17 protein-coding genes are annotated in these 20,800 nt (G+C 62.9%); 7 read left to right on the forward strand and 10 right to left on the reverse strand.

Annotated elements, in window-relative coordinates; translation table 11 throughout:
* Window positions 1-52: 52 nt before the first annotated feature.
* From MUN81_RS07475 to MUN81_RS07485, 3 genes are all read right to left on the reverse strand, one after another.
* Window positions 53-1,033 (reverse strand): ParB/RepB/Spo0J family partition protein, encoded by a 981-nt coding sequence (locus tag MUN81_RS07475; RefSeq protein WP_245116443.1) that lies wholly within the window; start codon window positions 1,031-1,033, stop codon window positions 53-55.
* Between the two features lie 224 nt (window positions 1,034-1,257).
* Window positions 1,258-1,662, reverse strand: a complete 405-nt coding sequence (locus MUN81_RS07480; protein ID WP_245116445.1) for a contact-dependent growth inhibition system immunity protein — start codon at window positions 1,660-1,662, stop codon at window positions 1,258-1,260.
* A 6-nt stretch (window positions 1,663-1,668) separates the two neighbouring features.
* Window positions 1,669-2,475: an AAA family ATPase gene (locus tag MUN81_RS07485; RefSeq protein ID WP_190927367.1), complete on the reverse strand. Its 807-nt coding sequence runs from the start codon at window positions 2,473-2,475 to the stop codon at window positions 1,669-1,671.
* 162 nt (window positions 2,476-2,637) lie between these two features.
* Here MUN81_RS07485 and MUN81_RS07490 point away from each other — a divergent pair, with 162 nt between their 5' ends.
* On the forward strand, window positions 2,638-4,332 hold the full coding sequence (locus MUN81_RS07490) for an ABC transporter substrate-binding protein (RefSeq protein WP_245116447.1): 1,695 nt from the start codon (window positions 2,638-2,640) through the stop codon (window positions 4,330-4,332).
* Between the two features lie 31 nt (window positions 4,333-4,363).
* Complete coding sequence (locus MUN81_RS07495) at window positions 4,364-5,221, forward strand: alpha/beta hydrolase-fold protein (RefSeq protein WP_245116449.1); 858 nt, start codon at window positions 4,364-4,366, stop codon at window positions 5,219-5,221.
* A gap of 24 nt (window positions 5,222-5,245) precedes the next feature.
* Here MUN81_RS07495 and MUN81_RS07500 read toward each other — a convergent pair whose 3' ends face one another.
* The 3 genes from MUN81_RS07500 to MUN81_RS07510 all read right to left on the reverse strand — a co-directional run bounded on the left by MUN81_RS07500 (window position 5,246) and on the right by MUN81_RS07510 (window position 9,572).
* Window positions 5,246-5,782, reverse strand: coding sequence for a DUF6438 domain-containing protein (locus tag MUN81_RS07500; protein ID WP_245116451.1), 537 nt, complete (start codon window positions 5,780-5,782; stop codon window positions 5,246-5,248).
* A gap of 130 nt (window positions 5,783-5,912) precedes the next feature.
* On the reverse strand, window positions 5,913-7,697 hold the full coding sequence (yidC, locus tag MUN81_RS07505; protein ID WP_245116453.1) for a membrane protein insertase YidC: 1,785 nt from the start codon (window positions 7,695-7,697) through the stop codon (window positions 5,913-5,915).
* A gap of 228 nt (window positions 7,698-7,925) precedes the next feature.
* Window positions 7,926-9,572 (reverse strand): CTP synthase, encoded by a 1,647-nt coding sequence (locus MUN81_RS07510; protein ID WP_245116455.1) that lies wholly within the window; start codon window positions 9,570-9,572, stop codon window positions 7,926-7,928.
* Between the two features lie 159 nt (window positions 9,573-9,731).
* Here MUN81_RS07510 and MUN81_RS07515 point away from each other — a divergent pair, with 159 nt between their 5' ends.
* The 4 genes from MUN81_RS07515 to MUN81_RS07530 all read left to right on the forward strand — a co-directional run bounded on the left by MUN81_RS07515 (window position 9,732) and on the right by MUN81_RS07530 (window position 13,119).
* Window positions 9,732-9,905 carry a hypothetical protein gene (locus tag MUN81_RS07515; RefSeq protein WP_245116457.1) on the forward strand — a complete coding sequence of 58 codons (174 nt, stop codon included), beginning with the start codon at window positions 9,732-9,734 and terminating at the stop codon, window positions 9,903-9,905.
* Window positions 9,906-10,003: 98 nt separating this feature from the next.
* Entirely contained in the window at window positions 10,004-11,614 is a 1,611-nt protein-coding gene (locus MUN81_RS07520) for a Na+/H+ antiporter (RefSeq protein WP_245116459.1), read from the forward strand.
* A 102-nt stretch (window positions 11,615-11,716) separates the two neighbouring features.
* Entirely contained in the window at window positions 11,717-12,502 is a 786-nt protein-coding gene (locus MUN81_RS07525) for a D-alanyl-D-alanine carboxypeptidase (RefSeq protein ID WP_245116461.1), read from the forward strand.
* Window positions 12,503-12,624: 122 nt separating this feature from the next.
* A complete protein-coding gene (locus tag MUN81_RS07530) occupies window positions 12,625-13,119 on the forward strand; it encodes a D-alanyl-D-alanine carboxypeptidase (RefSeq protein WP_280638275.1) in 495 nt (164 codons plus the stop codon).
* Between the two features lie 12 nt (window positions 13,120-13,131).
* Here the strand turns inward: MUN81_RS07530 and MUN81_RS07535 are convergent, their stop codons facing one another.
* On the reverse strand, window positions 13,132-14,367 hold the full coding sequence (locus MUN81_RS07535; RefSeq protein WP_245116463.1) for a YHYH protein: 1,236 nt from the start codon (window positions 14,365-14,367) through the stop codon (window positions 13,132-13,134).
* 376 nt (window positions 14,368-14,743) lie between these two features.
* Here MUN81_RS07535 and MUN81_RS07540 point away from each other — a divergent pair, with 376 nt between their 5' ends.
* Entirely contained in the window at window positions 14,744-16,585 is a 1,842-nt protein-coding gene (locus tag MUN81_RS07540) for a T9SS type A sorting domain-containing protein (RefSeq protein ID WP_245116465.1), read from the forward strand.
* 77 nt (window positions 16,586-16,662) lie between these two features.
* Here the strand turns inward: MUN81_RS07540 and MUN81_RS07545 are convergent, their stop codons facing one another.
* The 3 genes from MUN81_RS07545 to serA form a co-directional block, all read right to left on the reverse strand.
* Window positions 16,663-17,811: a TlpA disulfide reductase family protein gene (locus MUN81_RS07545; RefSeq protein ID WP_245116467.1), complete on the reverse strand. Its 1,149-nt coding sequence runs from the start codon at window positions 17,809-17,811 to the stop codon at window positions 16,663-16,665.
* Between the two features lie 213 nt (window positions 17,812-18,024).
* Window positions 18,025-18,792 carry a hypothetical protein gene (locus MUN81_RS07550; protein WP_245116469.1) on the reverse strand — a complete coding sequence of 256 codons (768 nt, stop codon included), beginning with the start codon at window positions 18,790-18,792 and terminating at the stop codon, window positions 18,025-18,027.
* A 47-nt stretch (window positions 18,793-18,839) separates the two neighbouring features.
* Entirely contained in the window at window positions 18,840-20,741 is a 1,902-nt protein-coding gene (serA, locus tag MUN81_RS07555; protein WP_245116470.1) for a phosphoglycerate dehydrogenase, read from the reverse strand.
* Window positions 20,742-20,800: the final 59 nt, after the last annotated feature.

Consider the following 20,800-nt stretch of genomic DNA (forward strand, 5'->3'; position numbering starts at 1 on the left):
TGGCCAGCGCCTTGCAGTACGAGAACCGGCCTTCCGCCGGGCGTTGGCGGTTTTACGATGGGTGCAGGATGTGCAGGATGCGCTGCATGTCCTCAATCGAGTCGAAGGCGATTTTGATTTCGCCGTTGCCTTTGGGGCCGGGGCGCACCTGCACCCGCGAGCCAAACCGGTCGGTGAGGTGGCGCTCGGTGCGCCGCAGCTCGGCGGCGGGCACCGCGGGTTGGGCGGGGGCAGCATTGGCCGCGCCGTTCTCGCTGGCCGGCGCAGGGCGTCCGAAGCCGTTGCGCACCAGCTCCTCCACGCGGCGCACAGACAGCTCCTCGGCCACAATCTTGCGGTAGAGCTCCACTTGGGCTTTGGGGTCGTCGAGGCCGATGAGGGCGCGGGCGTGGCCCATGCTGATGGCGGCGTCGCGCAGGCCAATCTGCACGTCGGGCGGCAGCTTGAGCAGGCGGAGGTAGTTCGTTACGGTCGAGCGGTTTTTGCCCACCCGGTCGCCCAGCTCTTCCTGGCGCAGGTTGCACTCGCTCAGCAGGCGCTGGTAGCTGAGGGCGATTTCGATGGCATTCAGGTTTTCGCGCTGAATGTTTTCAATCAAGGCCATTTCCAGCATCTGCTGGTCGTCGGCCTTGCGGATGTAGGCGGGAATGGTTTCCAGGCCGGCCAGCTTGGAGGCCTGCAAGCGGCGCTCGCCCGAGATGAGCTGGTAGGAGTTGGTGCCGAGCTGGCGCAGGGTCACGGGCTGGATGATGCCCTGGATTTTGATGCTGTCGGCCAGTTCCTGGAGGGCTTGCTGGTCGAAGTGGGTGCGGGGCTGGTAGGGGTTGGCCTCGATGTGCTCCACCGAGATGAAGCCCACCGAATTGACGGGGTGCGACACCAACCGGTCGCCAGAGCCGGGCCGGTCGCCCTTTTTCTCGTAGCTGCCTTCAATGAGGGCATTGAGGCCGCGGCCCAGGCCGCTTTTGCGTTTCACCGCGGCGGCGGCGGCCAAAGCAGCTTGCAACTTCTCTTCGTTTCTCTCTTGAGCCATAGTACATCGGCCGGGCCCATAAAAGGCACTCGGCAACCGAACGTCAAAAATACGGATAGTTCAGCGAAGGGCAAGCCGGAAGTTTGGGGCGGTTGAGGTTATCAGAACGGTGTTTTAAAGTAGAATGTCATGCTGAGCGCAGCCGAAGCATCTCTACCGCTTCGTTAAGCGCAGATTACCGATTGATTTAAACTAGCGCGGATGAGACAAAGCCCTTTCCATTACTAGCTCTTGTGTTTTGCAAGAAATGCAATAGCCAACTTCTGTACTTCAGGCACTTCATGACCGAGAGCAGCAAGCCTATCCAATGCTTGTTGTGAGATTTTGCAAACTCGCTGCAAATGCTCAGGATGAGCAAACCAATATGCGTCGGGCAGTTTCAGCACGGAATACAATACCTCGCCCGGGAAATGATAATCTGATACCAGCGGAGTTTGCTCAAGCATGCCCAACGCCCGGGGCATCAGGTATTGCGTCCCGATATTTTGGCCAATCATGAAGCGCAAGTCTTCAACGCCAAACTCATCAATTGGCTTTTTACGCAAGCCGTGACTGGTGACAACGACGTGACTAGGATACGTTGGGTCGCCCCAAAAATCGTTTTCTAGCTGTTCTATTGTCTTAGCCACAATTCTCTAAATCCGCTCGTCCTCAGCCGTTTCTTCGGTGGCTTCCACGCTGTTTTTCTCCACAATTTCGCGGGCCAGGTTGAGGTAGCTGATGGAGCCTTTGCTTTCGGCGTCGTGCAGAATGACGGGGATGCCGAAGCTGGGCGACTCGCTCAGCTTCACGTTGCGCGGGATGATGGTGTCGAATGCCAGCTGCTGAAAGTGCATGCGTACTTCTTCCACCACCTGGTTGCTCAGGCGCAGGCGCACGTCGTACATCGTGAGCAGAATGCCTTCGATTTCCAGGTCGGTGTTGAGGCGGCTCTGAATGATTTTGATGGTATTCAGGAGCTTGCCCAGGCCTTCGAGGGCGAAATATTCACACTGCACCGGGATGATGACCGAGTGCGCGGCGGTAAGGGCGTTGACCGTGATGAGGCCCAGCGAGGGCGAGCAGTCGATGATGATGTAGTCGTACTGCTCGGCGAGGGGGCGCAGGGCCTCCTTCATTTTTTCTTCGCGGTTGGGCAGGTTTATCATCTCCACCTCGGCGCCCACCAGGTCGATGTGGGAGGGCATGAGGTCGAGGTGGGGCAGGATGTTGGTGGGCAGGATGATGTCCTGGGCGTTGATGCCGTCCACCATGCATTCGTAGATGCTGTTCTGGATGTCCTTGGGGTCGTAGCCCACGCCGGAAGTGGCGTTGGCCTGGGGGTCGGCGTCGACGAGCAGGGTCCGGTAGTCCAGGGCGGCCAGGGACGCCGCGAGGTTAATGGAGGTGGTGGTTTTGCCCACCCCGCCTTTTTGATTGGCTACCGCAATGATTTTTCCCATTTCTCTTAGTATCTGGTTTTTGGTTTTCGGTTTTTGGTTTTCAGGAATCGGATTTGGGCATTTGCTGAATCAGGAGCAAGCCAAAAACCAAAAACCAAAAACGGCCAACCAAAAACATTCCTGCCGTAGCATTGCACAAAGATACATTCTTTCCCTGTTCGCATGGCCCCTTTTTTGGCTCGTTGGGCTGGCTTTTCGGCTAACTGGTTTGGACTTTCCGCGGGCTTGCTAACGCTGGCCGGCTGCCACGACGCGGCCCGCCCGGCCGCCGACGAGCGCCGCGTGTTCCGCTACAACCAGCCCGAAGCCCTGTCTTCGCTCGACCCCGCTTTTGCCCGCAACCAGGCCAACTGGTGGGCGGTAAACCAACTCTACAGCGGGCTGGTGGAGTTGGATTCGACCCTGCTGCCGGCCCCGGCGCTAGCCCGGCGCTACAGCATCTCGCCTGATGGGCGGCTTTACACCTTCGTCCTCCGCCGCGGCGTGCGCTTTCACGACAGCGACGTTTTCCCCGGCGGCAAAGGCCGCGAAGTGAAAGCTGCCGACTTCGTCTACTCCTTCAAACGCATCCTGGACGCGGCTACGGCCAGCACCGGCGGCTGGATTTTTCGAGGCAAAATTCTGGAGAAGCCCGATGGCTCGCCCAGCGACACGGCCTTTGTGGCGGCGAATGATTCCACGCTACGCATTCACCTCAAGGAGCCGTTTGTGCCGTTTCTGGGCATTCTGACGATGCCGTATGCCTACGTAGTGCCGCACGAAGCCGTGGAAAAGTATGGCAAGGACTTCCGCGAGCACCCGGTGGGCACGGGCCCGTTCCGCTTCAAACTCTGGGACGAAGGCAACATCCTGCTCTACGAGCGCAACCCGAGCTACTGGCGGCGCGACCAGCAGGGCAAGGCGCTGCCGTATCTGGACGCCGTGGCCATCAGCTTTCTGCCCGACCGTAAGACCGAGTTTCTGACCTTCATGCAGGGCAAGCTCGATTTCCTGTCGGGCATCCGGGCCGGTTCGCGCGACCTGATAATGCACCCGGACGGCAGCATTCGGGAAGATTTCAAGGGCAAGTTCACGGTGCAGAAAGTGCCGTATCTGAACACGGAGTACCTCGGCATTCAGCTCGATTCGGCCAACCTGACCGGCGAACAGGCTGTGCAAGGCCGCGCCCTGCGCGACAAGCGCGTGCGCCAGGCGCTGAACTACGCCCTCAATAAGCCCGAAATGCTGAAATACCTGCTCAACGGTGTGGGCGATGCCGGCACTTCGGGGTTCGTGCCCGCGGCGCTGCCCTCATTCTCGGAGAAGGAGGTGCCCGGCTACAGCTACCAGCCGCAAAAGGCCCGGCAGCTGCTGCGTGCCGCGGGCTACGGCCCCCAGCGGCCCCTGCGCCTGCGCCTCAGCACGGTGCTGGAACGCAAGGAGATAGGCGAGTATTTGCAAAAGCAGTGGGCCGACGTGGGCGTGCAAGTGCAGATTGACATCAACCAGTCGGCCGCGCAGCAGGACCTGGTGGACAACGGCCGGGTGGCCTTCTTCGCCAAAAGCTGGCTGGGCGACTACCCCGACGCCGAAAACTACCTGGCCCTGTTCTACAGCCCCAATTTCAGCCCCGCCGGCCCCGACAAAACCCACTTCAAAAACGCGCAGTACGACCAGCTCTACGACGAAGCCCGCCGCACCCAGGACGTGGCCCGGCGCACGGCGCTCTACCAGGCCATGGACCGCATTGTGGTGGAAGAGTCGCCCGTCATCAGTCTCTATTACGACGAAGTGGTGCGCCTCACGCAGAACAACGTGCGCGGCCTCACGCCCAACCCCATGAACACGCTGCTGCTGGAACGAGTACACAAGGACTGATTCCGCATTGCCGCCCCTAACCCGAACTGCCATGAGCTTTTTCCGCCCGTCGATACTATTGTTGCTGCTGGCCCTGCCGCTGCCGGAAGTGGTGCGCGCCCAGGCCGCCAGCGCTGCTTCCGAAGCCGCGCCGCTGGTGATGGGGCAGACGTTTACCATCGCCTCCAAAGCACTGGGGGAAACGCGCCGCATCAACGTGTATTTGCCGGCGGGCTACGCCGAAACACCGGCCATGCGCCTGCCCGTGCTATACATGCCCGATGGCGGCATGCAGGAAGATTTCCTGCACGTAGCTGGCCTGGTGCAGGTGTCGGTGGGCAACGGGACCATGCGGCCATTCATATTGGTGGGCATCGAAAACACCGAGCGGCGCCGCGACCTGACGGGCCCAACCACCAACGAGAAGGATAAGAAAATTGCGCCCCGCGTGGGCGGCTCGGCCGCTTACCGCCGGTTTTTGCGCGAGGAGTTGATGCCGGCCGTGAAGCAGCGCTACCGCACCACGGCCGAAACGGCCATCGTGGGCGAGTCGCTGGCCGGCCTGTTCGTGGTCGAGACGCTGCTCCTGGAGCCGGATTTGTTTGATTCTTATTTAGCCTTCGACCCCAGCCTGTGGTGGAACAACGGCCTGATGGCGAAAGAAGCCAGCAAGCTGCCTTGGTTCAAGGCCAAGGTCAGCCAGCCCAAAGCCGTGTTTCTGGCCACCAGCCGCGACGGCGACCCGGACGTGGTGAGCCAGCTGGCCAAGCTCCTAACCAGCAAACCGGGAGGCAGCATCACCGCCTACGCCGAGGCCATGCCGCAGGAGTCGCACGCCACCATTTACCACCCGGCGGCGCTGAAAGCGTTTCGCACGGTGTTCAAGCCCGCGCCTTCGGAAGGAAAATGAGCCAGCCCACGACTGGGGCGCGCCCTATCTATCAGCCGCGGTGGTCTGCACCAGCGGGTCGAGCTGATGGCCGAAGTAGGTGACGAGCTGCCGCACGTTTTCGGGTTCGCCTTCTTCCACGCGCACCACTTTCAGCTGGCCGTTGGCCTGCTTCACGCCGATGACGGTGCTGGGCAGGTCGGTGGTGTGCTGGGTGTACTGTGCCGCAAACTGGTCGAAATGCGATTCCTTGGCCTGGCGCAGCAGGTCGGTTACGGCCGCGGGAGAGATTTTCAGCTCTTTTTTGCCCACGAACGGCACGCCGTGACGCCCTTCATACAGCACGCGCCCATCGGCAAAAACCTGCATGGTAAAGGCCGGGCAGGTGCCAAAGCAGGGCGTCCGCTCGAAGGTGATGACCGGAGTTTCCTCCGCGGCGGGCTTGGTGGCGGCAACGGGTTTTTGGCTGCTTTTGCCTTTTTTAATTTTCACCTTTTGGGTTTTGGTAGTGGCCTTTTGGGCACAGGCGGGCAGCGTGAGGCCGAACGCAAACAGCAGGAGCAACAGGGCGAAATGGCGCATGGCAGGAGGGGATAAACGGAATTGCCGCGTGAATGTAGGCAAACAAAAAACCGGCAGAACGAAAACCGTGCCCATGGTTTTTGTTCTGCCGGTTTGGGCCCGTCACCCATGCAGGATGACGTGACAAAGATTACGACTTGCGCTTGGCCTGGGCTTCGCGCTCCTGCGCGGCTTTCATGGCTTCGGCAATGCGGCCCTGCAGGCCGCTGGGCTTCTTGTCCTTGTTCTTGATTTTGTTGGCTTCGAGCTGGGCGCGAATCTTGGTGTCATCGACCAAGCCGCGGGTGATGGCTTGCTGGGCGAAGGTGATGACGTTCGACACGAAATAGTACCAGGTGAGGCCGGCCGCAAAGCTGTTCAGCACGAACAGAAAGATGATGGGCATCAGGTAGCTGTACGTCTTCATCGGGCCCTGCATGGCCGTGTTCATCTGGTTGCTCTGCCAGGTCATCACCAGCGTAGAGGCCGTCATGAGCAGCGTGAACATCGACACGTGGTCGCCGTACCACTTCACGTAGAAGGGCAGCTTCACAAACACGTCGTAGCTGCTCAGGTCCTTGGCCCACAAGAAGGTTTGCTGGCGCAGCTCGATGGCGTTGGGGAAGAACTGGAACATGGCGAACAGGATGGGCAGCGTGAGCAGCGTGGGCACGCAGCCGCTCAGCGGGCTCACGCCGAAGGTCTGATACAGCTTCATGGTCTCCTGCTGCACCTTGGTTTGGTCGTCGCCGTACTTGGCTTTCAGCTCGTCGAGCTCAGGCTTCAGCACTTTCATGCGGGCCTGACTTTCGTAGGTTTTGTAGGTCAGGGGCCACGTCACCAGCTTAATGAGCACCACCAGTAGCAGAATGATGATGCCGTAGGAGCTGATGTACTGCTCCAGGAAGTGGAACACGGGCAGCACCACAAAGCGGTTTACCCAGCGGAACAAGCCCCAGCCCAGGTACACGTTGCGGTCAAACTCCGGCGCCACTTCTTTCAACGTGTTGAAGGCGTTCGGGCCGAAGTAGAAGCGGTACTGGCCACGGCCCTGCTCCACCTCAGCCACCGGAATGGTGAGGGTGCTGCTCAGGGTTTTGATGGTGCTGGAATCGGCCAGGTCCACGTTCGAATTGAACGCGCCGCCCGCAAAGGGCTGCTGGTCGGCGATGAGGCCGGCCACGAAGAAGTCGTGCTTGTGCGCCGCCCATTTCACCGGGCCGCTGGCCTTGAACTCCTCGGGCTTCTCGCTGGCTTCGGCCAGGGCGCCCTGGTCGCCGGCGGCCAGGTAGTGGTTGATGGTGGTGTGGTTGCGGTTCTGCTTCAGGTCCTGCTCGGTCTGACGCACCTGGTCCACAAACGAGAAGGTGAGCGGCTCCTGGGCCACGGTGCGCTCCAGGCCCACCAGGCGCAGGTCGTACTTCACTTCAAAGCTGTTGGCGGGCAGCGAGTAGGTCTGCACAATCTGCCCCCCGGCCACGGGCGCCGTGAACGTGAGCACCGAGGCGCCGTTGGCCTGCGAGGGCGTGCCCTGGAAATTCAGGTCCGAAAACTTGATGGTTTTGCCGTCCACGGTGCGGAAGCGGGTGTCCATGCGGGCGCTTTTCGCGTCGAACAGGTCGAGCGGCTGGCCAAAGAAGGTCTTGTACTTCAGCAGGCGCACGGCCGTCACGCGGCCGCCGCGCGTCGAGAGCGTCACGTCGAGGTTGGCGTTGGTCAGGTGCAGGTCCTGGGCCGGGCCGGCGGTGGTGTCGAGGGCCGCTTCCGGGGCCAAAGCGGCCGTGGTGGGAGCAGCGGCAGGAGCCTGCGCGGCGGCAGTAGTGGCCGGCGGCGTCTTGCCAGCGGCTTTCTCGTCCTTCTTCGGGCTGAAGAAGAACAGGTACACGAGGAGCAAGGCCGAAATCAGGAAAAGGCCGGTTGCTGAATTTCTATCCATTAGTAAAAAAGGTTGCGAAGGGGCAAAGGTACCGCTTGCGTTGCGCTTAATGAAGAATAAGGAAGGAGGAATGAAGAATTGAAGACGCCTGTCATTCTGAGCGTAGCGGAGGACCTTATCGCGCTTGGGTAAAAAGAATTACTCCAAACTGTTTCTGACGTGATAAGGTCCTTCGCAGAATGCTCAGGATGACAGGCGCTCGAAAATCTTCACGAAGCCGCAGACGTCCTACCCCTTGCGATGTTGGATGGCCGCCCGCACAAACCGCACAAACAGCGGGTGGGGCTGCTCCACGGTGCTTTTCAGCTCGGGGTGAAACTGGCCGGCCACAAACCACGGGTGGTTGGGCAGCTCAATTACCTCCACCAGGCCCGTTTCGGGGTTGGTGCCGCTGGCTTGCAGGCCAGACTCCTCAAACTGGCTGAGGTACTGGTTGTTGAACTCGTAGCGGTGGCGGTGCCGCTCGCTGATGTGGTTGCGGCCGTAGGCTTTGGCCGCTTTGGAGCCGCGGCGCAGGTCGCAGGCGTAGGCACCCAGGCGCATGGTGCCGCCTTTTTGGGTGATGTTTTTCTGCTCCTCCATCATGGCAATGACGGGGTTGGGCGTGAGGGCGTCCATCTCCGTGGAGTTGGCGTCGAGCAGGCCCAGCACGTGGCGGGCGTATTCCACCACGGCCACCTGCATGCCCAGGCAGATGCCGAAGAACGGAATGTTGTTTTCCCGCACGTAGCGCACGGCGGCAATCTTGCCCTCGAAGCCGCGCTCGCCGAAGCCGGGGGCCACCAGCACGCCGTCGCAGCCGTGCAGCAGGCCGGCAATGTTTTCGGGCGTTACGTGGTCGGATTGGATGCTGCGCACCGTCACCTTGCACTCGTTTTGGGCGCCGGCGTGCACAAAGGCCTCGTTGATGGACTTGTAGGCGTCGGGCAGCTCTACGTACTTGCCCACCAGGGCAATGGTCACCTCCTCGGTCGGGTTTTTCAGCTTGCCGAGGAAGTCTTTCCAGGCTTCCAAATCGGGCTGCTGCGCGCCCCCGGTCAGTTTCAGGCGCTTAATCACCCGCTCGTCCAAGCCTTCCTTGCGCATGAGCAGCGGCACGGAGTAGATGCTGTCGGCATCGAGGCTTTCGATGACCGAGTTGATTTTGACGTTGCAGAACAGCGCGATTTTGCGCCGCATCTCCATCGGAATCGGGTGCTCGGAGCGGCACACCAGGATGTCGGGCTGCAGGCCGGCTTCGCGCAGGTCGCGCACCGAGTGCTGGGTGGGCTTGGTTTTGAGCTCGCCGGCCGCCTTCAGGAAGGGCAGCAGCGTGAGGTGAATGACCAGCGAATCGTTCTCGGGCAGTTCCCAGCGGAGCTGGCGCACGGCCTCCACAAAGGGCAGGCTCTCGATGTCGCCGATGCAGCCGCCGATTTCCGTAATCACCACGTCGAACTGGCCGTTTTGGCCCAGCAGCAGCATGCGCCGCTTGATTTCGTCGGTGATGTGGGGCACCACCTGCACGGTTTTGCCGAGGAAGGCGCCTTCGCGCTCGCGCCGGATGACGTGGTCGTAGATGCGGCCCGTAGTCACGTTGTTGGCCTGCGAGGTGGGCGTGTTCAGGAACCGCTCGTAGTGGCCGAGGTCGAGGTCGGTTTCGGCGCCGTCGTCGGTCACGTAGCACTCACCGTGCTCGTACGGGTTCAGCGTACCGGGGTCGATGTTGATGTAAGGGTCGAACTTCTGGATGGTGACTCGGAACCCGCGGGCCTGCAAAAGCTTGGCCAGCGAGGCGGAAATGATTCCTTTGCCGAGTGAAGAAGTGACGCCGCCGGTAACGAAAATGTATTTCGCCGCCGACGCGCTGGGGGAGGGGTTGGAGCGTTCGGGCATGACGGGAGTCAAAAGTACGGCGCCCAAAGTTGGGATGGCGGAAAAAATGCGCGGCCGGGCCACCAATACTGCCGCGGCCAGCCCGTGACAGCCCGCAAAAATGAGGCGGGTATTTCCGCAAACGATTGCAAAAGTCGCTGGGAATTAGTACATTTATTTATGGCACATTTCATCAATCACCTCGTCCAGAGCTGGGGCCTGAGCCCGGTTCACTACTGGCACCTGCGCCTGCTCACGGCCTTGCTGCTCACGCCGTTGCTGGGCGTGCTCTACGTGGTGCTTTTCGACCGGCCCAAGCGGCCCACGTCGGGACGCCAGCTGTGGCACCGGTAGAAGCGCACCCAGGCATTTCGCCGTCGTACCGGGCCGCGCCCGCTGAAGCGTAGCGCGGCCGGGTGTTTCTTTGGGGCTGGTAAATACATCCCGGCCCCATGCTGCACGAAACCCTGCTCCTCGTTCTCGGCCTGCTGTTCATCGTGTTTCTGCTGGTGATGCTGGCGCAGCGGCTGCGCATTTCCTACCCCATCTTTCTGGTGTTGGGCGGGCTGGCGCTCAGCTTTGTGCCCGGCCTGCCGCGCGTGGCCATTGCGCCCGATTTAATATTCCTGATTTTCCTGCCGCCGCTGCTCTATGAGGCGGCCTGGACCACCTCCTGGAACGACTTTTGGCGTTGGCGCCGGGCCATTGGGCTGCTCGCGTTTGGGCTGGTGGCCTTCACTTCGGCCATTGTGGCCTACGCGGCGCGGGCCGTCATTCCGGGGTTCACGCTGGGGCTGGGCTTTCTGCTCGGGGGCATCATCTCGCCGCCCGATGCGGTGGCGGCCACCTCGGTGCTGCGCGGCATCAAGGTGCCGCGGCGCGTCACGGCCATTCTGGAGGGCGAGAGCCTGATTAACGATGCCAGCAGCCTCATTGTGTTCCGGTTTGCGCTGCTGGCGGTGCTCTCGGGCACGTTTGTGTGGCAGCAAGCGGCCACCAGTTTCCTGCTCACCAGCGGCATGGGGCTGGTGGTGGGACTGAGCGTGGCCTGCGGGTTTTTCCTGATTCATAAGTACCTGCCCACCACGCCCAGCATCAACACGGTGCTCACCTTCATGGCGCCTTATGTGATGTATTTGCTGGCCGAGGAATTTCACTTTTCGGGCGTGCTGGCGGTGGTGAGCGGCGGGCTGCTGCTCTCGCACCTTTCGCACCGGGTGTTCGACGCCAATACGCGCCTGCAGGCCAACAGCGTGTGGGCCAGCGTGAGCTTCGTGCTCAACGGCTTGGTGTTCATTCTCATTGGCCTGCAGCTGCCCATTGCGGTGGAAGGACTGGGCGAATATTCCCTGCAGCAAGGCATTGCCTACGGGCTGCTGATGAGCGGGCTGGTCATCGTCATTCGGCTGCTGTGGATGTACCCGGCGGCGTTCATCCCGCGCTACTTGAGCAAGAGCGTGCGCAACGCCGAGCCCAGCCCGGGCTGGCAGGGCACGCTGGTGCTGGGCTGGGCGGGCATGCGCGGGGTGGTGTCGCTGGCCTCGGCGCTGTCGGTGCCGCTGCTGACCAACGACGGCCTGCCGTTTCCGCAGCGCAACCTCATTCTGTTCATCACTTTCGTGGTCATTCTGGTCACGCTGGTGCTGCAGGGGCTCACGCTGCCGGCCATCATCCGCTTCACCCGGATTGCCGAGCACGACGACCGCATGCCCCTCGAAGAGCAGGAGGCCGGCGTGCGCCTGCACCTGCGCACCGCGGCTGTGAAGCACCTGCAGCGCCAGTACGCCGCCGAATCCGAAGCCAACGAGCTGATTGCGCGCCTGCAGCAGCGCATGCAAACCGAAATCAACCTCACCACCCGCACCCTCAACTCGTTGGAAACCGACCAGGCCGGCCGCGACGCCCTGCGCCAGTACCACCTCGTGCTGCTCGACGTGCTGAACGTGGAGCGCGAGGCCCTGGCCCACCTGCGCCACCACGACAGCTTCGACGACGAGGTGCTGCGCCAGCAAGAGGCCCAACTCGACCTCGACGAGGCCAAGGTGAAGCACATCGAACGGTAAAAACGCTGATTTGCGGCCCGAAAATAGCCGCAGAGCTGTCTGCTGCGTAAGTTGCGGCCACTGCCACGTTTGCTTTTGTTAATGCTCCGGTCTCTTTGTTTTTTGTTGTTGCTCGCCCTGGGTACCTCGCAGCTGACGGCCTGCGCGCAGAATCCCGACACCCGGGTGGCCGTGGTGCCACCCACCGCTGGGCAGCCGTTGCCCTGGCTCGATTCGTTGCTGAACAGTTCGGCCATTCTGCGCCAGCACCAGGTGGGCATGAGCTTGGCCTACGCCGACAGCACGAAGCCGTTTTACGGCTATCAGGAAACCAAATACTTCACCCCGGCCAGCAACATGAAGCTGTTCAGCTTCTACACCGGGCTGCACCTGCTCGGCGACTCGCTGCCCAGCCTGCGCTACTTCAGCCGCCGCGACACGCTGTTTTTCCAGGGCACCGGCGACCCCACGCTGCTGCACGGCGACGTGCCCAGCCGCCGTGCCTACAGCTTCCTGCTGAACCGGCCCGAAAAAATCCTGGCCTATTGCGACATCAAGTGCGTGACGCCCTTCGGCCCCGGCTGGACCTGGGACGACTACGGCTACTACTTCCAGCCCGAGCGGGGGCATTTCCTATCTACGGCCACACCGTGCGCTTCTACGCCGCGGCGCCCGCGCCCATCAGGCCGCGCGCTGGCGTCCGGGCCGCGGCCCCGACCACGTCCCGCGTGCGGGTGCTGCCGCGCTACTTCGCGCCGCTGGTGGGGCCGGCCACGCCCAACCTGCTCACGCCCGGGCTCGACGAGGACACGCACGTACTGCGCGACCCCTTGGAGAACCGGTTCTACGTGCTGCCTTCCACCAAAAAATGGGTCGATGAAACGCCCTTCATCACCAGCCGCGGGCTAATGCTGCGGCTGCTGGGCGACACCCTGCGCCGGGCCACCGCCAATGCCCCGTGGCGCCCCCGGGCGGGCCAGGATTCCATTCGCACGCTGCACGGGCTGCGCGTCGACTCGCTCTACCGCCGCATGTTGCGCGTGAGCGACAACTTCCTGGCCGAGCAGCTGCTGCTGATGTGCAGCACCAAAATCGGCAGCCATGACTCGCTCAGCACCGGCCGCGTCATTCGCTACGCCCGCAAAAACTTCCTCAACGGCCTGCCCGACCCGGTGGTGTGGGTGGACGGCTCTGGCCTGTCGCGGCTCAACCTCGTCACGCCGCGCACCCTCACCGGCCTGCTGCTCCGGCTGCACCAGGAAGTGCCCGAGCGCCGCCTGCTGAGCCTGCTGGCGGCCGGCGGCGGCCAGGGCACCCTGCGCAAGCGCTACCACGACGCCGCCGGCCCCTGGGTATGGGGCAAAACCGGCACCCTCACCAACAACCTGAACATGTGCGGCTACCTGCGCACCAAAAGCGGCTGGCTGGTGGCTTTCAGCTTCATGAACAACAACCACGTGGCCGAAAGCGGCGCCATGCGCAACGAGGTGGAGCGGGTGCTGCGCCAAGTGCGCGACCGGCTGTAGAGGCGACGGAAGCTACCGCGTCACCACCACCTTTTGCGACGCGGTAGTGCCCGCGCCCTCTACCCGAAGAATGTAGACGCCGGGCGCCAGCGACGACAAATCGAACGCACTTTCCACCGACGGGTGCAGCTCGGCGGTGGGCGTGACGGGCTGGCCCATGGCGTTGAAGAGAGTGGCGCGCAGGTCGTTGGCCACGCCGCCTTCGGGCTTCACGGTGAGGGTGCTGCTGGCCGGGTTGGGGTAGGTTTGCAGCTGCACCCCGGCGGCGGCGAAGGTGGCCGTCACCACGTAGGTGGTCACGGGCTCGTTCACCACGGCGTGGCCCGACTGCGGGCCCGTGGCGCCGGCCGGAATCACGCCATAGTAGGTAGGGCCGGGCGTGTAAGGGTAGGCACCGGCGTATTGGCTGTTGATGGTGACGAAGTAGGCATAAGTGCCCTGCGGGTACTCCGGCGTCACGCAGAAGCGGCCGTTGTGGCTATCCAGGTCGCCGCGGCCGGCTACGTATTCGAAGTCTTCGATGTAATAGCCCAGCGGTTTGGCCGCGTTGATGGCCGGGCCGGCCGAGGAGGCTGTCGTGCCATCGGGCAGGGTGGTGCGGGCCGTGATGTTGCGGAAGCGGTAGGACGTGCGCATGCTCCGGATGGCGCCCGTGCCATTGGCATTGGCGTAGCCGTAGGCCCCGTAGATGGGGTAGCCATCAAAGGCGAAGCCGATGATGGGGGAGTGGCGGCTGCTGTCGCGGTCGTTGTAGAGGCAGCGCGGGTTGAGGTGGTGGTGGTACTCGCCGTTGCCGGCCGGGTGGCCCAGGCAGGAATCGAAGCTGGGGCCTTCCACCACGATGGCGTTCTGGTTCCACACGCCCGCGTTGTTGTAGCTCATGGCGTCCTTGGCGTTGAAGATGCTCACGCCGTTGCTCCAGATGCCGGTGTGGCCCAGGGGCGTGGCGGTGGCCGTGCCGGTGTTGGGCGTGGGCGTGCGGGTGATTTTGAACACGAAATTCTGGTTGGTGGCCGTGTTGGGGTTCATGGGCCAGGGGCCGATGGTATAGCTCGGCACGCCGGTGCAGGTGATGTACACGTTGCCGGCGGAGTACTGCACCCGCTGCACGTTGCTCAGGATGCCGCCGAAGCCGGTGGCGCCCGTGGTGTTCACCACCCAGGAGCTGACGATGGGCGTGATTTGGGCCTGAGCCAGCCCGGGAAGTGCCAGCAGGAAAAACAACAGGAAGTAGCAGTGTCGTTGCATAGAAATCGGTGGGGAGTGAGGGCCCGGTTGCCGCCCGCCTTAGTGGCTGAGCGTGCCTAAATGTAGGGCCGGCCCCAGTCGAAAATTCTATATAGTCTGCGAATGGGCCTTTCTGCCCGATGAGCTGCTGGTTTCGGCTGGAAGCGAGGCTCTGGCGGTTTAGTGAGGAAGGTTTTGGGGCTTGTGGAAGCAGTTGGCTGACGAAAAGCGCCACCCGGCGCCGCCACGCTTTCGCTGGGAATTGACCGGGGTTGGACGAGGAATGGCCGAGGTTAAACGATGCGCAAAAAAAGATAGTCGGCACGCCTAACAATTTTGCAACGCCAACCCGAAACAGCCCTGGCCGCCTATTCAACCGCCTTTTTCAACCCAAGACATGTTCGCTTTCACCTTCTCTTCCGCTTTCCTGCCTTCCCTGCGCCGCACCTTGCTGGCCAGCCTTGGCCTGCTGACGCCCGCCTTGGTGTCGGCCCAAACCATTGCGTCGTTTGCGCCCACCACGGCCGCGGCCGGCGCCACGGTCGTCATCACCGGCCTCAACCTCGGCACCACGACGTCGGTGCAGCTCAACGGCCAGAAGATGCGCGTGGTGGGCACGCCCACGGCCACTTCGGTGTCGGTGATTGTGCCGCCGGCTGCCGCCACGGGCCGCATGCGCCTCACCACCACCACCGGCACGGTGCTGAGCGCCAAGCTGGGCATTACCCGCAAGTCGTCGTCGGTGAGCTACGGGCAGCAGAGCACGGCCTTTACCGGCACCACGGCCAGCGGCAACTATTCCACGCCCACGGCCGGCGACCTCGACAACGACGGCCTGGTGGAGTTGCTGGTGGGCCAGGGCGACGGCACCATCATGCTCTACGAGCAGGCCGCGGCCAACTCGTTCACCCTGAACACCGGCGTACTCCTGAAAAACGCCGACGGCACTGCCCTCGACGTGGGCCTCTACGCCAAACCCACCGTGGCCGACCTCGACGGCGACGGCCTGCTGGAGCTGCTGGTGGGCGAAGACACCGGCAACGTGCTGCGCTACGAGCAGCTGGCCACTTCTGGTGCCAACGCCCTGCTGTTCAGCAAAACCACGCTCTTCACCAACCCCTTTGGTACCGCCACCAGCAGCGCGCCCAACGGCGGCTCCTACGCCCGCCCCACCGTGGCCGACCTCGACAACAACGGCCTGCTCGACATTCTGGTGGGCAGCAACGACGGCACGCTGCGCCGCTATGAGCAGGCCCTGCCTAACGGTAGCACCACCGCCGACTTCACCGCCTGGGGCCAGTTGAAGCTGGCCAACGGCACGGTCATCGACGCCGGCGACGTGGACAAGCCCCTGCTCACCGACTACAACGGCGACGGCTACCTCGACATGCTGGTGGGCACCAAGGCCGGCACCGTGATGCTCTACACCCAATCGGGCCTGAACGCGGTGACCTTCAACGCGGGCACCAACCTGACCACCGACGGCACCTCGGCCGGCCTCATCAACCTGGGCGCCACGGGCACCAACCCCAGCAACGTGGGCGGCTACGCGGCCCCGGCCGTGACGGACATGGACGGTGACGGCCTGCTCGACCTTTTCCTGGGCAACGGCAACGGCACCATTTTCCGCTACGAGCAGACGCAGTCGGCCACCACGCCTTCGCTGGTGGCGCCACTGCCCGTGCAGCTCATTTCCTTCGAAGGCGCGGCCGTGCCCGCCGGCAACCGCCTCAACTGGGCCACGGCGCAGGAAATCAACAGCAAGGTGTTTGTGGTAGAGACTTCGACCGATGGCAAAACCTTCGCCACTGTGGCCGAACTGCCCGCCGCTGGCCGCAGCGTTTCGCCCCGGGCCTACGAGTACTTCGACGCTTCGGCGGCAGCCCAGGCCACGGCCGTGCGCTACTACCGCCTGCGCCAGGTCGACCTCGACGGTGCCACCGCTTATTCGCCGGTGGTGGTGCTGCGCCGCTCGGTGGCCAGCGCTCCGGCCACTGCCGACGCCTACCCCAACCCCTTCGTCCAAACCCTGAGCGTGGCCCTGCCCGGCAGCGCCGAGCCCCAGGCCGTGGCCGTGTCGCTCACCACGCTGGCCGGCCGCCCGGTGTATGCCGCCAAGCTCGACCTGAGCGCCACCCCGCAGGCCCTGGCCGCCCTGCCCGAGCTGGCCGCCGGCGTCTACGTGCTGCGCCTCACCACCGCCACGGGCACCCTCACGCAGAAAGTGACGCGGCAGTAAATCTTGATGTAACCCTCCAAACGGCCCCGGTTTCCAGATGTGGAAGCCGGGGCCGTTTGGCGTTTCGGGTGGGTTGATTAGGGCTGGGGCAGCAAGCGGGCCAGGGTGGCGCGCAGCTCCTCGCCGTGCAGGTTGGTGGCTACGATGGTGCCGCTCGGGTCGATGAGAAAGTTCTGGGGCACCGCGCTGACACTGTAGAGCACTGCCGCCGCATTGCCGCGGCGCAGGTCCGAAACCTGGGTCCAGGCCAGGCGGTCGTCGGCAATGGCTTTCTGCCACTGGGCGCGGTATTGTTCCACGTCGATGCTCACGCCCAGAATGTCGAAGTTGCGGGCTTTGAATTGGTGGTAGAGCTTCACCGCGTTCGGGTTTTCGCGGCGGCAGGGCCCGCACCAACTGGCCCAAAAGTCGACCAGCACGTACTTGCCGCGGTAGTCGGCCAGGGTCACGCGTTTGCCATCGGCCGTGGGCTGCTCAAAGTTTGGCGCCTGCGCCCCCACGGCCACCCGCTGCAAGCGCGACAAGGCCAGGGCGTAAAGCGAAGCCTCGGGCAGGCGTTGCACCTCGGGCCCGAGCATGGCAAAAAGCGGGGCCGCCGTGGCGTAGGTCGGGATGGGGCCGGCCAGTTCTTTCACCGCTCCCAGGCTGATTAGGGAGTTGGGGTGAGCCTGCACAAAACCCGTAAGGATGCTCGCCGACTGTTTTTGCAGCGCAGCGTAGCGCGCGTTGTAGGGCCGGCTGAAGGCGGCCGTGGCGCGCGTTTCGGGTGTGGCAAGCCGGTAGGCGGTGTAGAGCGAATCCTGCTGCCGCCTCACTACGTCGAGCGGCCGGGTCAGCTCTCGGTATTCGGTGGAAAGCACCGAGCCGCTGACCTCGGCATGCGCCAGCGAATCGGGCGAAGTAAATACCGTATTGCCTTTTTCGAGGTAGAAAACGATGTTGTCGGCTTGCCCGGTGTAGAGGCGGCGCTGCTGTCCGCGCGGCACCAGCACCAGTCGGGACTTGGTGGGCGCCGCCACGGTGCCCCGCAGCACAAACTCGCCTTTCTTCACCGCCGCCGAGTCGGCAATGGCGTTTCCCGCGAACGTCTCGCAAATCAAAAAGACTTTCGCCGGGCCCTGCACCGTGGGCAGCGTGCCGCGCATCACAAAAGGAGTCGGGGCCTGCGCCTGGGCCAGCCAGAAAATGCCGCATAACGCAGCCGTCAAAATCAACTTTTTCTGCATGGGTAGATGCGTGGTTTTGCCAGTGGAATGGGCCGCAAGCTACTGCCCTGGCAGCAAATTCCGATGGCCACGCATAGTCCTCCAAATTGTCGGCCGGCGGCTCGAAAAACGCCCGCTGAGGGGCATTCAATTTTGGCCGAGTGTCGCCGGTCTGACGTCTTCTATGCTCGTCGTTACCCGCACATCGATAAGCAGACGGCGAGCAGTCGGTACCTACTCCGCCTTGGCGCGGGCATAAGTGGCGGGGTGCGGCACAAGTTCCGAAGCCATGCGACACACCTGCGCTTCGGTGCGCAGCTGCCCTCGCTTCAGTTGGCGCTGCAGCTCTTCGTAAACGGGCTTTTCGATGAGGCCCAGCGCAAATAAGTCGCGCGCCGTGCGGGTACGGGTTTTGCCAAACACGCTCCGCCGCTCGCTCACCCAATGAGTGAGTTCGGGCTCAGACGCCGACAGGGGAGGATAAATGGTCCAGCCCATCTCGCTCGCGGAATCCTCGGCCGGTACGGCGTATTCGATGCGCAGCCGGGCCGGCAGCTGCTGCAGGTACCAGCGCGTGAGGGCGGCGGTGTCGTTGTGGAAGCGTTTCAGCGCGGCGGCGTATTTGCTCACCACGCGCACCCGGGATTTGTTGGTGGGCAAGTCAGCGGCTTTGTCGGCTTCCATCAGCTCGTACAGCATCTCCTGATTGGAGGTCCGGTACTGGAACTCCATCTCAAACGCCTCGCCACAAAACGCGAGGATGGCGGCCGGGCCACTGCCCGCAACCTCGGTTACCTGGTCATTCGCAAGGTCGGTTTCCGTTACCTTCAGCGTGCCGGCCCGTATTCGGCGCAGCAGCTCGTCGCGGCCGGTTGCATTCAGCACGCCTTTCTGGTAAAGCTTTTCGGCGAAAGCGGCGTCGGGTGTCGCGTTGCGCTTGCCGGTCCACCACACGCCGGCTGCCAGCAGCAAGGCCAGTCCCAGAATAAGCAGTGCTTTCATCAGGAAACGGTGCTGAGTAAAGTCTTTCAGTTTGATTGCCAATCGGTTTAATATAGCACCCGGAACTTGATGGTGTGCTCCACCGCGCGCAGGGCCTGAATCACCTCCTGGTCATACTGCCGGTCGATGTCGGTAATCACATAGCCGATATGCTCGTTGGTTTTCAGGTACTGGCCCAGAATGTTGACGTGGTGCTGAGCCAGCACGTTGTTGATGTTGGCCAGCACGCCGGGCACGTTGGCGTGGATGTGGATGAGGCGGTGGGCCTGCTGCGTGGGCAGCTGAATGTTGGGGAAATTGACCGACTGCTGCGTATTGCCCGTGTTGATGTACTGCATGATGCGCTCCGGCACAAACTCGGCGATGTTGCGCTGGGCCTCGGCCGTGCTGCCGCCGATGTGGGGCGTGAGCAGCACGTTGGGCAGGCCGCGCAGTTCGTTTTCGAAGGTTTCGTGGTTGGTTTTGGGCTCGTAGGGAAACACGTCGACGGCCGCGCCGCCGAGGTGGCCGCTGCGCAGGGCGTCGGCCAGGGCCGGCACGTCCACCACGTGGCCGCGGGCATTGTTGAGGAACAGGGCGCCCTTTTTCATCAGCGCAAACTCCTGGGCGCCGATGTAGTTGGTGTTTTCGGGGCGGCCGTCGATGTGCAGCGTCACCACGTCGGCCTGCGCGAGCAGCTCTTCCAGCGTGCGGCACTTCACGGCGTTGCCGAGCTGCAGCTTTTCGGCCACGTCGAAGTACACCACTTTCATGCCCACGGCCTCGGCCACCACGCTCAGTTGCGCCCCGATGTTGCCGTAACCCACGATGCCGAGCGTCTTGCCGCGAATCTCAAACGAGCCGCTGGCCGACTTGTCCCACTCGCCGGCGTGCATTTTAGGGTTCTTTTCAGGAATGCGGCGGGCCAGCACGATGATTTCGCCCAGGGCCAACTCCACCACCGAGCGGGTGTTCGAAAACGGGGCATTGAACACCGCCACGCCCTTTTTCATGGCCCCCACGAGGTCAATCTGGTTGGTGCCGATGCAGAACGCGCCGATGCCGATGAGGCGATTGGCGGCATCGAGCACGCGTTGCGTCACCTGGGTTTTGGAACGGATGCCGAGCAGGCTCACGCCCTCAATGCGTTGAATGAGCTCGTCCTCGTCGAGTCCGCCTTTCACTTCCTCCACCTGGTAGCCTTCCTGGCGGAAAAGCTCGGCGGCGCGGGCGTCCGGATTCTCGAGCAGGAGCACCTTGATGCGGTTTTTGGGGTACGAAAGAGTCATGGGCAGTCTTAGTTGGTACAAAAACTCGTCGAAGGTGGGGAGCACCTCGTCGGCTTGGGCCACCACCGAAGGGCGGCTAACATTCTCGGTATAAGCGTAAAATCGGTGTGCGAGACCGGCTTCCCGAATTTGGTAGTCGGTGTAGCCGTCGCCGAGCACGTACACCGGCCCGTCCAAATCGAGCAGCACCAGTTGGCGGATTTTGCCGCCGTCGCGGCTCAGCACGTTTTGCGGGTCGCAGCCGGTGATGTTGCCGGCGGCATCGAAGGTGAAGGTGTTGGCCAGCACGTGGTCGGGCGCGATGCCGAACTCGGCGACCACCGGCTCAATGAACTCGCGGAAGCCGCTGCTCACCACGTAAATCCGGTCAGCAAACTGCCGGAAGAAGGCCCCGTTGCGCCGGATGCTCTCGCTCACCTTGGTTTGGAGGCGGGCAATGAGCGGCGCCAGGTGGCGCTCGTTGGCGCCCAGCAGCGCCAACCGCTTGCTCAACGACTCCTGGAAGCCGATTTCGCCGGCCATGCCCTGGTCGGTAAGGGCCTTAATCTGGCCAACGACTTTGGCCTGGTCGGGGTGGCCTTGCAGGGCGATGTCGGCCAATTCGTCCAGCCCTTCCACTTGGGTGAAGGTGCTGTCGAAATCGAAAACCAGGTAGGGCAGGGGAGCAGCGGGAGCGGACATGTCCGCAAAGATGGGCGCGGCAGTAGCTTGCAGCCCTATTCTCCGCCGAAGTTTTTATG

Source organism: Hymenobacter sp. 5317J-9 (genome assembly GCF_022921075.1).
Taxonomy (GTDB): domain Bacteria; phylum Bacteroidota; class Bacteroidia; order Cytophagales; family Hymenobacteraceae; genus Hymenobacter.